Origin of the sequence: Hydrogenophaga borbori, from assembly GCF_003417535.1 — a bacterium.
GTDB classification, from domain to species: domain Bacteria; phylum Pseudomonadota; class Gammaproteobacteria; order Burkholderiales; family Burkholderiaceae_C; genus Hydrogenophaga; species Hydrogenophaga borbori.
The window spans coordinates 246,040-259,389 of record NZ_QVLS01000007.1; the positions used below are offsets into that span (position 1 = coordinate 246,040).

General features: G+C 70.8%; 11 protein-coding genes. 7 read left to right on the forward strand and 4 right to left on the reverse strand.

Translation table 11 applies throughout. The features are described 5' to 3' along the window. Position 1 precedes the first annotated feature (1 nt). Together DY262_RS21625 and DY262_RS13525 are read right to left on the reverse strand one after the other, a co-directional pair. Positions 2-931, reverse strand: a complete 930-nt coding sequence (locus DY262_RS21625) for a hypothetical protein (RefSeq protein WP_147326234.1) — start codon at positions 929-931, stop codon at positions 2-4. A gap of 192 nt (positions 932-1,123) precedes the next feature. Beyond that, positions 1,124-1,951 (reverse strand): helix-turn-helix domain-containing protein, encoded by an 828-nt coding sequence (locus tag DY262_RS13525; RefSeq protein ID WP_181936497.1) that lies wholly within the window; start codon positions 1,949-1,951, stop codon positions 1,124-1,126. Positions 1,952-2,062: 111 nt separating this feature from the next. Here DY262_RS13525 and DY262_RS13530 point away from each other — a divergent pair, with 111 nt between their 5' ends. The 6 genes from DY262_RS13530 to DY262_RS13555 all read left to right on the forward strand — a co-directional run bounded on the left by DY262_RS13530 (position 2,063) and on the right by DY262_RS13555 (position 9,498). After that, positions 2,063-2,476, forward strand: a complete 414-nt coding sequence (locus DY262_RS13530; protein WP_116959570.1) for a hypothetical protein — start codon at positions 2,063-2,065, stop codon at positions 2,474-2,476. Between the two features lie 105 nt (positions 2,477-2,581). Then, positions 2,582-5,308, forward strand: a complete 2,727-nt coding sequence (gene acnA, locus DY262_RS13535) for an aconitate hydratase AcnA (protein ID WP_116959571.1) — start codon at positions 2,582-2,584, stop codon at positions 5,306-5,308. A 56-nt stretch (positions 5,309-5,364) separates the two neighbouring features. Continuing rightward, positions 5,365-6,291 (forward strand): S1C family serine protease, encoded by a 927-nt coding sequence (locus DY262_RS13540; RefSeq protein WP_116959572.1) that lies wholly within the window; start codon positions 5,365-5,367, stop codon positions 6,289-6,291. Positions 6,292-6,319: 28 nt separating this feature from the next. Next, positions 6,320-7,321 carry an AAA family ATPase gene (locus DY262_RS13545; protein WP_116959573.1) on the forward strand — a complete coding sequence of 334 codons (1,002 nt, stop codon included), beginning with the start codon at positions 6,320-6,322 and terminating at the stop codon, positions 7,319-7,321. 1 nt (position 7,322) lies between these two features. Further along, the gene (locus DY262_RS13550) at positions 7,323-8,363 is read left to right on the forward strand and encodes a DUF58 domain-containing protein (protein WP_116959574.1); all 1,041 of its coding nucleotides are present in this window, start codon (positions 7,323-7,325) and stop codon (positions 8,361-8,363) included. A 79-nt stretch (positions 8,364-8,442) separates the two neighbouring features. Further along, positions 8,443-9,498: a VWA domain-containing protein gene (locus tag DY262_RS13555; protein ID WP_116959630.1), complete on the forward strand. Its 1,056-nt coding sequence runs from the start codon at positions 8,443-8,445 to the stop codon at positions 9,496-9,498. Positions 9,499-9,525: 27 nt separating this feature from the next. Here the strand turns inward: DY262_RS13555 and DY262_RS13560 are convergent, their stop codons facing one another. Then, positions 9,526-11,505: a hypothetical protein gene (locus DY262_RS13560; RefSeq protein WP_116959575.1), complete on the reverse strand. Its 1,980-nt coding sequence runs from the start codon at positions 11,503-11,505 to the stop codon at positions 9,526-9,528. Positions 11,506-11,532: 27 nt separating this feature from the next. Further along, the gene (locus DY262_RS13565) at positions 11,533-12,003 is read right to left on the reverse strand and encodes a type III secretion system chaperone (protein ID WP_116959576.1); all 471 of its coding nucleotides are present in this window, start codon (positions 12,001-12,003) and stop codon (positions 11,533-11,535) included. Between the two features lie 124 nt (positions 12,004-12,127). On the opposite strand from DY262_RS13565, the gene DY262_RS13570 reads away from it, so the two are divergent. Beyond that, complete coding sequence (locus DY262_RS13570; protein ID WP_116959577.1) at positions 12,128-13,342, forward strand: FAD-dependent monooxygenase; 1,215 nt, start codon at positions 12,128-12,130, stop codon at positions 13,340-13,342. The last annotated feature ends 8 nt before the right edge of the window (positions 13,343-13,350 follow it).

Genomic DNA, 13,350 nt, shown 5'->3' on the forward strand with positions numbered 1-13,350 from the left:
GTCATTTCCTGGACCGGCTGACGCGAACACCGGGCTCTGACCACCAGCGCTTGAGCGCCTCTCGCAGCCCGCCTTCCTTTTTCGTGGCGCGCCTGGCCGGCGAGTCCTGGCCGGTGCCAGTCGGCGTTGGCCGCGGCACATCTCCCTGGCTGGCGGAGCGCGTGCGCGCGAAGACGCCCGCCTTCCAGGTGGTGGTGGCGCCCCGTTGCGGGTCTGGCGGCACCGACGATGCCTTCGCCTGGGGCGGCGCGTGCCTGGCGTTCAGCGCCAGCAGTTCCTTTTTCAGGTCCGGATCGTTGTCGAGGTCGAAGTCGACCCCGTCGAACGCAGAGCGGTTGACGGGGGCTGTGGCCTTCGTGCCCGAGGAACCGTGGGGCGCGCCGCCACCGGGCGCCGTGCCCTCACGGCCGGTGCCGCGGCTCAGGGTGGGCGACAGTTCGCCGCGGGCACCTGCGGCAGGTCCGGCGAGCTTTCTCATGGTGGGGGGCAGCGGGTTGCTGTCGGCTTCGGCGAAGCGCTGCTGGGCGCGGGCGGCTTGGTAATGCTGCTCGAACTCCTGCTTGGCGTCTGCCCACGACGTGCCCTCCGGCGGCGAAAGGTCGAACGAAACGCCTTCAAAGGTGCTGGCTTCTTGCTGGAAGCGGAGCCGAAGTTCCGCTGGCGTGCCCGACCTGCCGCTGCCCGGCGGGCGCGCCGCCGCGCCGGTAGGGGCCCGCGGTGCGGAGGGCCGCGGGAGCCCCGCGCCGCCGAACCTCAGGTTGGACGCGTGCTGCTCGATGGGTGGCGACGAGGACGCGGCGCCGGGCGTGGTCGCGGGCCCGACGGGGGGCTGGGTGGCCGGTGTGGTGGGCGCGGGGCCCCGAGCGCCCCGGGGTGCTGGCGGCAACACCGTGGGGCGAACACCAGGGGAGTGGGTGAGGGAGACCGGCATAGAGACCTCGGGGGTGAAGAAACAGGGCGGACGCGCTGGGCGGGTCGGTCCCGCGTCGCTGCGCCCACTGGCGGTGCATAGGCCAGTGCTGTTTGGTCGGGTGCTTGCCGAAGGCGGTTCCAGCCGGCCACCCCCCCCAGGGCCCGACCAGATGGCCGAGTGCGGACGGCCAGCGCCGCGCCGCCCGATGGTTCAGGCCGTCGGCGCCATGGCGCGCAGCCGCTCGGCCGTGGCCTCGTCGGCCGGGAAGAAGGTCTCCAGCGCCAGTTCCTGCAGGGTGATGTCCACCGCCGTGCCGAACACGGTGGTGGTGCTGATCAGGTTCAGCTCTCCGAGCGGCGTGTCGAGGCGAAAAGGCATGAGCACGCCCAGGTGCTCGCCGGGCAGGGCGTGGTGGCCGTCGCCGTGGCCGCCGGCCGGGGCGGGCAGGGCGCGCAGTTCCTCGGCCAACTCGGCCAGGGCGGCGTCGCCGGTGGTGGCGATCTGCTGGCGCAGGCGCTCCAGCAGGTGCTCGCGCCACTGCGGCAGGTTGTGGATGCGCGGCGCCAGGCCTTGCGGGTGCAGGCTCAGGCGCAGCACGTTCACGGGCGGCTGCAGCAGTTGCGGCGCCATGCCTTGCATCAGCAGCGGCACCAGCCGGTTGTGCATCACCAGGTTCCAGTGCCGGTCCATGGCCAGCGCGGGCCAGGGCTCGTGCGCGTCCAGGATGCGCTGCACGGCGGCGCGCGCCGCCGCCATGGCCGGGTCGTCGAGCGTGCGCTCGCGGTACATGGGCGCGAAGCCGGCCGCCACCAGCAGGGCGTTGCGCTCGCGCGGCGGCACCTGCAGGCGCTCGGACAGGCGCATCACCATCTCGCGGCTGGGGCTGGCGCGGCCGGTTTCCACGCAGCTCAGGTGGCGCGTGGAGACCTCCGCCTGCAGGGCGAGCTCGAGTTGGCTCAGGCGGCGGCGCTGGCGCCAGTGGCGCAGGTGGTCCCCGAAAGGCAGGGGGGCGGCGTGGTGGGGGCGGTGGGCGTGCATGGCCGCATGGTAGGCCGGGTGGGGGCGGCGGCCATGACCTGGCAGGTCATGGACCCGCTGCGGGGTCGCCGACACGATGGGCGCCATGTTCAACCCCCTCAGGAGCCCCACATGAGCCTCTCGACCTTGCGCCTCTCCACCACCCACCTGCGCCGCGTGCTCGCGCTGGACGCCATCTCGGGCGCCGGCGCCGCCGTGCTGCACCTGGCCTTCGCCGGTTCGCTGGCCGGCTGGCTCGGCCTGTCCCAGGGCCTGATCACCGCCGCCGGCTGGGCGCTGCTGGCCTATGTGGCGCTGGCGGCCATCCTGGCGCGCCAGGTGGCGCCCGCGCGCGGACCGCTGATGGTGCTGATCGTGGGCAACGTCCTGTGGGGCGTCGCCTGCCTGGCGCTGGCCTGGGGCGGTGACAGCGGCGTGACGGCGCTGGGCCAGGCCTACCTGACGGTGCTGGCGGTGGCGGTGCTGGCTTTGGCCGACCTGGAGTTCCTGGGCTGGCGCGCGCCGGTCCAGCGCCTGGCGGTCTGATTCCAGCAGGCACCCCCGGGGCAAATCGCCGCCGCGCTTGCGGTGGCGCCAGAAGATCGCAGAATGGCCCTTGACCCGCATGGAACGATCTTCAGGAGCCACCGCATGGACGCCCCCACGAGCTACGCCCACCCCTTCGCCCAGACCGTCAAGACCTTCACCCCCGCGGCCGGCAAGACCGGCCGCCTCTATTCCCTGCCGGCGCTGGCGCGCGAGTTTCCCAACGTCAAGCGCCTGCCGCATTCCATCCGCATCGTGCTGGAAAGCGTGCTGCGGCACTGTGACGGCGAGCGCGTGACGCGCGAGCACGTGGCGCGGCTGGCCAACTGGAAGCCCCAGGCGGCGCGCACGGACGAAATCCCCTTCACCGTGGCGCGCGTGGTGCTGCAGGACTTCACCGGCGTGCCCCTGCTGGCCGACCTGGCCGCCATGCGCAGCACCGCCCAGCGCCTGGGGCGCGACCCCAAGCGCATCGAGCCCCTGGTGCCGGTGGACCTGGTGGTGGACCACTCGGTCATGGTCGACCACTACGGCACCAAGGACGCCCTGGACCTGAACATGAAGCTGGAGTTCATGCGCAACCTGGAGCGCTACGGCTTCATGAAGTGGGGCATGCAGGCCTTCGACACCTTCGGCGTGGTGCCGCCGGGCTTTGGCATCGTGCACCAGGTGAACCTGGAGTACCTGGCGCGCGGCGTGCACCTCAAGGGCGGGCTGTACTACCCCGACACGCTGGTGGGAACCGACAGCCACACCACCATGATCAACGGCATCGGCGTGGTGGGCTGGGGCGTGGGCGGCATCGAGGCCGAGGCCGCCATGCTGGGTCAGCCGGTGTACTTCCTCACGCCCGACGTGGTGGGTTTCGAGCTCACGGGCCGTCTGCGCGGCGGCGTCACCGCCACCGACCTGGTGCTCACCGTCACCGAGATCCTGCGCCGGCACAAGGTGGTGGGCAAGTTCGTGGAGTTCTTCGGCGAGGGCACGGCCTCGCTCACGCTGCCCGACCGCGCCACCATCGCCAACATGGCGCCCGAGTACGGCGCCACCATGGGCTTCTTCCCGGTGGACGGCAGGACGCTGGAGTACTTCCGCGGCACCGGCCGCAGCGCCGCCGAGATCGACGCCTTCGAGGCGTACTTCAAGGCCCAGGGCCTGTTCGGCGTGCCGCAGCGCGGCGACATCGACTACTCGCAGGTGATCACGCTGGACCTGGGAACGGTGGCGCCCAGCCTGGCGGGTCCCAAGCGCCCGCAGGACCGCATCGAACTCGGTCACGTGTCGCGCCGCTTCACCGAGTTGTTCAGCGCACCCATGGAGCAGGGCGGCTTCAAGCAGCCGCCGGGCAAGCTGGCGCAGGCCTTTCCCGCCGGCAAGGGTGTGGACGTGAAGAACGGCGACGTGCTGATCGCCGCCATCACCAGCTGCACCAACACCAGCAACCCGGGCGTGCTGCTGGCCGCCGGCCTGCTGGCCAAGAAGGCGGTGGAAAAGGGCCTCAAGGTGCAGCCGCACATCAAGACCTCCCTGGCGCCGGGCTCGCGCATCGTCACCGAGTACCTCACCAACACCGGCCTGCTGCCCTACCTGGAGCAACTGGGCTTCGCGCTGGCGGGCTATGGCTGCACCACCTGCATCGGCAACGCGGGTGACCTGGCGCCTGAGCTCAACGCCGTCATCACCGACAACGACCTGGTTTGCGCGGCGGTGCTGTCGGGCAACCGCAACTTCGAGGCGCGCATCCACCCCAACATCAAGGCCAACTTCCTGGCCAGCCCGCCGCTGGTGGTGGCCTACGCCATCGCGGGCACCGTCACCACCGACCTGATGACGCAGCCGGTGGGCACCGGCACCGGCGGTCAGGCCGTGTACCTGGGCGACATCTGGCCCACCAGCGACGAGATCCATGCGCTGATGAAGAGCGCCATGAACGGCAAGGCCTACCGCGACAACTACGCCCGCGTGAAGACCGAGCCCGGCGAGCTGTGGGAGCGCATCCCGGGCCTGAGCGGCACCACCTACGACTGGCCCAAGAGCACCTACATCGCCGAGCCACCGTTCTTCCAGGGCTTCGCGCTGGACGCGGTGGACGCCCAGCGCCCGGTGGCCGTGCACGGCGCGCGCATCATGGCGCTGTTCGGGGACTCCATCACCACCGACCACATCTCGCCGGCCGGCAGCATCAAGGCCTCTTCGCCCGCCGGCCTGTGGCTGCAGGCGCACAAGGTGCTGCCGGCCGACTTCAACAGCTACGGCGCGCGCCGCGGCCACCACGAGGTGATGATGCGCGGCACCTTCGCCAACGTGCGCATCAAGAACCTGATGATCCCGCCGCGGGCCGACGGCACGCGCGAGGAGGGCGGTTTCACCCTGCACCAGCCCTCGGGCGACAAGCTGCCCATCTACGACGCCGCCATGCGCTACGTGGCCGACGGCGTGCCCACGGTCATCTTCGCCGGCGAGGAGTACGGCACCGGCTCCAGCCGCGACTGGGCGGCCAAGGGCACGCAGCTGCTGGGCATCAAGGCCGTGGTGGCGCGCAGCTTCGAGCGCATCCACCGCAGCAACCTGGTGGGCATGGGCGTGCTGCCGCTGCAGTTCAAGCCGGGCGATTCCTGGGAGTCGCTGGGCCTGCGCGGCGACGAAACCATCGCCGTGGTGCCGCACCCCGAGCTGACGCCGCAGAGCGACGCCACGCTGGTGATCACCCGTCCCGACGGTCAGCGGCGCGAGATCACCGTCACCCTGCGCATCGACACGCCCGTCGAGGTGGACTACTACCGGGCGAACGGCATCCTGCCCTACGTGCTGCGGCAATTGTTGACCGCTTGAGCCGGTCGGCGCATCGCGGCATCATGTGACCCACAGCTTCTTCGTCGGGGGTCGCGATGCGAAAGACAGCGAAGTACAGCCCCTCGCGCCGCGCGGCCCCGCCGGTCGACGCGCGGCCGGGGGCGCAGGCCATCGAGCCGGCCGCCGCGGCGGCCGTGCCAGCGCGGCCCGTTCGCCGCTGGCGCGGCGCCCTGGCGCGCGGCGCGGCCAGCCCCCGCGTCATGTGGGCGGCCATCGCCCTGCTGTCCATCGCCCTGATCGTGCTGGTGTGGCAGCGCCAGGCGGGCGGCGCCGCCGCGCTCACGCAGAAGGACATCGACGCCGCCGTGCTGCGCACGCTCACCACCCAGGTGATGCCCTCGCCGGCCGCGCGCGCGGCCGAGAAGATCCGCCCCGCCGTGGTGCGTGTGCTGTCCTACGGCAAGGACGAGAAGGGCAAGGAGACCGAGCAAGGGGTGGGCACCGGTGTGGTGATCATCGACAAGGGCGTGATCCTGACCAACCTGCACGTGGTGCAGGGCGCCGACCGGCTCAAGATCACCTTCGCCGACGGCAGCGAATCGGGCGCCACCGTCACCGGGGCGCAGCCCGAGAACGACCTGGCCGTGCTGCAGGCCCAGACCATCCCCGACGACCTGATCGCGGCCACCCTTCGCTCCACCAACGACCTGAACGCCGGCGACCAGGTGGTGGCGGTGGGCTTTCCCTTCGGCATCGGGCCCTCGGTGTCGGCCGGCGTCATCTCCGGCTTCGACCGCGAGTTCAAGTCGCCCGAGGGCAAGCAGGTCATCGGCAACCTGATCCAGTTCGACGCCGCGGCCAACCCCGGCAATTCCGGCGGCCCGCTGGTCACCATGGACGGCGAGGTGGTCGGCATCGTCACCGGCATCCTCAACCCCACCAGCGCCCGCACCTTCGTGGGCATCGGTTTTGCCGTGCCCATCGAAAGCGCCGCCAGCGCCGCGGGCCTGCCCCCGTTCTGAGCCCCTCATCCACCGACCGGAGCCCTTCATGAGCGACACCAACGCCCCCGAGACTGCCCAGCTGATGGAGGAGATCCTCTATGAGGTCAAACGCGTGGTCGTCGGCCAGGACCGTTTCCTCGAGCGCGTGATGGTGGCGCTGCTGGCGCAGGGCCACCTGCTGGTGGAGGGCGTGCCCGGTCTGGCCAAGACGCTTACCGTGAAGACGCTGGCCGAGGCGATCCAGGGGCGCTTCAAGCGCATCCAGTTCACGCCCGACCTGGTGCCGGCCGACCTGGTCGGCACGCGCATCTACAACCAGAAGACCGGCGATTTCAGCACCGCGCTCGGCCCGGTGTTCGCCAACCTGCTGCTGGCCGACGAGATCAACCGCGCGCCGGCCAAGGTGCAGAGCGCGCTGCTCGAGGTGATGCAGGAGCGCCAGGTGACCATCGCGGGCGAGACCCACCCCGTGCCGCGCCCCTTCGTGGTGATGGCCACGCAGAACCCGATCGAGACCGAAGGCACCTACCCGTTGCCCGAGGCGCAGGTGGACCGTTTCATGATGAAGGTGCTGGTGGACTACCCGAGCGACGAGGAGGAGTACGTCATCGTCGAGCGCGTCACCGGTCCCGCGGTGCGGGTGAACGCGGTCGCCACCACCGAGCAGCTGGCCGCGCTGCAGGCGGTGTGCCGCGAGGTCTACGTGGACCCCTCGCTGGTGCAGTACGCGGTGCGCCTGGTGTCGGCCACGCGCAGCCCGGACAAGCACGGCATCAAGGACATGGCCGGTCTCATCACCTTCGGCGCCAGTCCGCGCGCCACCATCGGCCTGGTGGAGGGCGCTCGCGCCCTGGCCATGTTGCGCGGCCGCGCTTATGCCCTGCCCGAGGACATGGTCGACCTGGTGCCCGACGTGCTGCGCCACCGCGTGGTGCTGTCCTACGAAGGCCTGTCCGAGGGCCTCAGCAGCGAGGCGCTGATCGCGCGCATCATGAAACACATCCCGCCGCCGGCGCGGCCCCTGGAAGCCGAGAGGCGGGCGGCCTGACATGTTCAAGCGCCTGTTCGGCCAAGCCCCCGCCGTCCCGCCGGGCGACGCGGCGAGGTCGCCCGCCGCGCAGCGCGCCGATGCGCTGCTGCGCCAGTTGGAGTGGACCGTGCTGCGCCGGCTCGACGGCCTGCTGCAGGGCCACTACAAGACCCTCATGCGCGGCAGCGGCCTGGACCTGGCCGACCTGCGCGAGTACCAGCTGCACGACGATGTGCGCCACATCGACTGGAACGTCACCGCGCGGCTGCAGCAGCCGCACGTGCGGGTGTTCACCGAGGACCGCGAGATGGCGGCCTGGTTCCTGCTCGACCTCAGTCCCTCGGTGGACTTCGGCTCGGGCGAGCAGCGCAAGAGCGACGTGCTGCTGCGCTTCACGGCGGTGCTGGCGCGTCTCATCTCGGGCCAGGGCAACCGAGTGGGCGCCATGGTGTACGGCTCGCGCGGCCGCGCGCGGGTGGAGGCCATGCTGCCGGCGCGCGGCGGGCGCCTGCACGTGCTGCGCCTGCTGCAGATGCTGATGCCCGCCTCGACGGGGAAAGCGCCCGCGCCCGCCGGCACCGCCGCCACGCGCCTGGGCGACCTGCTGCGCGGCGCCGTCTTCACCGTGCGCCAGCGCAGCACCGTTTTCGTGGTGTCCGACTTCATCAGCCAACCCGGCTGGGAACGGCCGCTGGGCGAGCTGGCGCGCCGCCACGACGTGGTGGCCGTGCGCCTGGTCGACCCGCTGGAGCTGGAGCTGCCCGACCTGGGCCTGATCCCCATCCGCGACGCCGAAACCGGCGAGCAGATCGAGGTCGACACGAGCGACAAGGGCTTTCGCCAGCGCTTCGCGCGCATCGCCGCGCAGCGCGAGGCGCAGTTGCGCGACAGCCTGGCGCGCGCTGGCGTGGACACGCTGGAACTCGCCACCGACGAGGACCTGAGCGACGCGGTGCTGCGCTTCGTGGACCTGCGCGAGCGGCGCGTGCGCCACGGCGCGCTCGGACGGCCCATGCCCACGCAGCTGCCCCGCCGAACCCGAGAAGGAATGCGAGCATGAACACCGCACGGCCGCCCGAAGGGGCTCGCATCGCAGCGCATCGCGCGGAGGTTTTGCTATGAACGGATGGCTGCCGCCCGTGAGCTTCCTGTGGCCGCAGATGCTGTGGCTGCTGCTGGTCCTGCCGCTGCTGGTGCTGCTCTACCTGTGGCTGCTGCGCCGGCGCCAGCGCACGGCGCTGCGTTACGCCAACCTGTCCATCGTGCGCGAGGCCCTGGGCAAGGGCCCGGGCTGGCGGCGCCACGTGCCGCCGATGCTGCTGTTGCTGGCGCTGGCGGCCATGCTGCTGGCGGCGGCGCGGCCCTCGGCCAGCATCACGCTGCCGTCCACCCAGCAGACCATCATCCTGGCGATGGACGTGTCGGGCAGCATGCGCGCCGAGGACGTGGCGCCCAACCGCCTGGTGGCCTCGCAGAACGCGGCCAAGGCCTTCCTGGCCGAGCTGCCGCGCCACGTGAAGGTGGGCATCGTGGCCTTCGCCGGTTCGGCCCAGGTGGTGCAGCCGATCACCCTCAGCCGCGAGGACCTGGTCACCGCCATCGACAAGTTCCAGCTGCAGCGCGCCACCGCCATCGGCAGCGCCATCGTGGTCTCGCTGTCCGAGCTGTTTCCCGAGCAGCGCATCAGCCTGACCGACATGACCTACAGCCGCAACACCGACCCCTTCGCGCCGCGCGGCCGCTCGCTCGACCAGCCGCGCAACAACGAGGAGAAGGCCTTCCAGCCGGTGGAACCGGGCTCGTACGGTTCGGCCGCGATCATCCTGCTCACCGACGGCCAGCGCACCACCGGCGTGGACACGGCCGAGGCCGCCAAGATGGCGGCCGACCGGGGTGTGCGCGTCTACACCGTGGGCGTGGGCACGGTCGAGGGCGAGGTGATCGGCTTCGAAGGCTGGTCCATGCGCGTGCGCCTGGACGAGGACACCCTCAAGGACGTGGCGCGCACCACCAAGGCCGAGTACTTCTACGCCGGCACCGCCGAGAACCTGAAACAGATCTACCAGTCGCTGAGCTCGCGCTTGACGGTGGAGAAGAAGGAGACCGAGGTCTCCGGGCTGCTGGCCCTGCTGGCGGCGGGGCTGGTGGTGTTGGCGGCGGGGCTGTCGCTGGCGTGGTTCAAGCGGGTGCTTTGAAGAAGGGCCTTGGGCCCCGCGCTGTCGTCAATACTGGCGCAGCAGGTCGTCGTAGGCGGCCTGCAGTTCGGGGATGTGCGGCGAGCATTCCGCCATTTCCCGGGCGACGCCGGCCGCCACGAGCCAGAAGACCAAGCGCAGCAGCTCCACATGGGTGGCGGTGCTCTGCTGTTGCAGGCAGCGCATGCGTTCGGCGTTGTCGCCCGCCCAGAGGAATGCGTTGAGGAAGCGCCCCATGCCGTCGCTGATGAGGATGGTCGGGTTGGCCTGAACCGCTGCGGCGACGAGCTCGATAGGCCCCCACGCGATGGCGGGTGCCAGCGCCCTGGCTGGCGCGGCTTCCCCGGGCATGGGCAAGCCAGGGGCGTTGCGCCCTGGCGTGCGCCACGCAGGCCTGGCCCACAAGACCGATGCCTGTGCTTGCTCTTGCCGGGTCGACGGCTGCCGGCCCGCGCGGAAACGCGCCAGGAAATCGGGCGGCAGGAGCAGCGGTGACTTCAGCTGCTCGATGGTGTAGGGCGGGGGAACCATTGCCTCGGGCAGGTGATAAAACGCATCCTGACCGGCGTGCGCATTGAGCTTGGTGGCAATTCTGTTCAGCGCCCGGCGCACCCTGTTCGGCAATGGGACGCCAGCCCTCTTGTTGAGAGGCTGGTCCCTCCTGTATTGCTCGGATCGGAGCAGGTGGATGTGGCGCCAGGCCTGCTGGATGCACAAGACGCGGAAATCCCGGAGTTCAGGCGGCCATTCTTCGCCGCTGTTGCCCGAAGGCAGGGCGTCGGCCAATAGGTTGAAGCGTGCGTCGAGGTGGTGTGTGCTGCGTGGCAGGTGAAAATTGATCAGCATCATGCAGGCGAGAATGGATTTCTCCTGCGCGTACCGCGGAATTTCATCCATTGTTGCCAGGATGCGGTAAACCGCCTCCGTTCTAATGCCCGGCGAATCCGACAGCGGGTTCGTTTTCCCGTGGGCGGTGCCGAGCAGGAGGATGTGGAACGCTTGCGGGTAGTTGGCGCACAGGCTCAGGGCCAGCCCCGCGGACGAATTGCGTTGCCGGACATGGCGGCCGCTCAGCAGTGCTTCAATGGCGTTGAAGACGGCGGGCCGTGAGCGGGCCGGAGGGTGCGCGCGCCCTGTTTGAGGGGCGGTGACGATCGCTTGCGGTGCCTCGAGGGTTTCCGCATGTGCCCTTGCCAGGTCGGTGTATTCAAGGGCTGGTGCCGTTGGCATGGGGACGGCGCTGCTGTGGCGGATCGGTTCGAACAGACGGTCTGGCAATTCGACCTGCTCCAGTTGCTCCTCCGTCCATTGACATCCAGCGGGTGGGTTGTTTTTGTAGGCGTCGAGCTTGTTTGTGATTTGAGTCAGCGCGGCGGCCCATGCATCGGGCGTCGGGTATTTGTCGAGGTTCTTGAGAATTTTGCGGATGGCGTGGCGTGCTTGGCGCTGGCACAGCTCATGGTAGGCATTCAACTCTGCGGGCCAGACTTCTTCAGGTAGGGCCTTGGCCATTAATTGCAGGCAGCGGCCGCCATTCCGGATGGCTGGCGTCAAGTGCATATTCGCCAGGCACATGCAGGAATATATGGGGTGCCATTGGTGCGGCAATATGAACTCAATCTTTTCGAAGATTGAAAATTGCACGGCCAGCCGGCAGGGCTTTTCAAGCCCCCAACGGGGGTATCCGCCGCTGGAGGCGGCCAGGGTGAGCTTGAAACCTTGGGCGTAGCTGACGCATTTCGACCAGGCGCAGGTGTGATCCGATGGCCTGAGTTTCGCGAACGCCCCAAACAGCGCGGGCACCTGGAGCGCGGAATCCAGGGCAGCGCTCGCGTCGTGGGCGGCGTTGTCGGTCGGGGCCTCCTGTTGGTACCCCGTGACCGTGATGCCAGGGGGATGCGTCGGGTGGGGGACGCCGGCGCTCGCTCGTGGGCTGCCCATGCCCGATGGGTAGCCGGGGGAGCCAGTGGTGGTGGTGGTCGCGGTGGCGGTGGTGCGGCAGAGCATGGGACGCAGGGGGCTCGATGGAGCAGGTCAGACGAAGCGGCCAGAGAGGTCGTGCGCCGCGGCCATGGCGGAACGGGCGGCGAAGCCCTCGTTCGGGCGGGCGATGCCCTGATGTCCGCCCTCGGCCAGCAGATGGAGCCAGGCGCGGTGGCGCCGCGCATGGTCGTCCAGCCAGGCTTGCAGGCGATGGGCTTGCAGGCCGTGGCGGCACCACACATCCAGCAGGCAAAGGCGCTGCCAAGGCGGGTCCGTGGCGGGCATCGTCAGCAGCGAGCAGCGCATGTGTTCGAAGCCGCCATGGTTCAAGGTGTGATGCCAGGTGGCAGGTGCCACGTGCGCGGCGGGCAGACGGCCCGGTGAGCTCATCAGCGTGAGCCGGTCGTCATCGGCATCGGCGCTGAACCGCAGCAGAACGCCGTCGTCGCTGCGCAGCGCGCGTTCGTTGGGTGAAACGCCGTGAGGCGCGGGGCCGAAGAGCTGTTCGAGCATGAAGGACACGGCGTCTCCCGGTACACGGACGGGGGGCAAGGGCACGACGCTGTGTGGGGCGGGCGCGGGATGCGTTCCCCAGGCACCTTCGTTGCACGAGGCTCGATGAGGCCCAGCCGATACCATTCCCCGCATGAACCTTCCCTTGCTCGTGGCCGGCGCCGGCATCGGCGGACTGGGTGCGGCCCTGGCCCTGGCGCGCCAGGGCCAGGCCGTCACCGTCCTGGAACAGGCCCCTGCGTTCGGCGAGATCGGCGCGGGCCTGCAATTGGGGCCCAACGCGGTGCGCGTGCTGGCCGACTGGGGCCTGCTGCCCGCGCTGCGCGAGGCCGCCGCTTTTCCCGAGGCGCTGCGCGTGCGCGACGCGCGCAGCGGTCGCTCGCTGGGCCAACTGGCGCTGGGCGACGCCGCCGTGGCGCGCCACGGCCAGGCCTATGCCTGCCTGCACCGCGCCGACCTGCACGCGCTGCTGCAGCGCGCCGTGGCGCAGGAGGCCTGCGTGTCGTGGCGCCTGGGGGCGCGCGCCGAGTCCTGGCGGCCGAGCGGGCCGGGCGTGTCGCTCACCCTGGCCAGCGGCGATCAGCTGGCCGGCCAGGCCTTGATCGGCTGCGACGGCCTCTGGAGCCGCGTGCGCCAGGGCGGATTCGACGCCGCGCCGCCCCGCCGCACCGGCCACCTGGCCTACCGTGGCCTGATCCCCGCGGAGGCGCTGCCCGCCGCGATGCGCGATCCCTCGGTGGGCGTGTGGCTGGGCCCCCGGCTGCACGTGGTGCACTACCCCGTGCGGCGCGGCGAGGCCTTCAACCTGGTGGCCGTGGTGCAGGGCGAGGCGGGCGGGCTGGAGGCCAGCAGCTGGTCGCAGCCGGCCGAGGCCGGCGAGCTGAGCGCCGCGCTCGGCCCCATCGCCGGGCCGCTGGCCGACTGGCTGGCTGCGGTGCCCGGCTGGACGCGCTGGGTGCTGCACGACCGCGATCCGCTGCGTGGCCCCGCCGACATGGCGCGCGGCGCGGTGGCCCTGCTGGGCGACGCCGCGCACCCCATGCGCCCCTACCTCGCGCAGGGCGCGGCCATGGCCCTGGAAGACGCCTGGGTGCTGGGGCACCTCGCTCGGGGCGCCACGGTGGCCGACTGGCCCGAGCGCTTCGCGCGCTACGCCCAGGCGCGCTGGGCCCGCAACGCCCGCGTGCAGCGCCGCTCGCGCCGCAATGGGCGCATCTTCCACGCCAGCGGCCTGCTGCGTCTGGGCCGCGACACCGCCATGGGCGTGCTGGGCGAACGCCTGTTGGACAATCCCTGGCTCTACGCCGGCCCGGGCGCACCGCCCCGGCCCGCTTCCGCGAACCCCTGACAACCGCT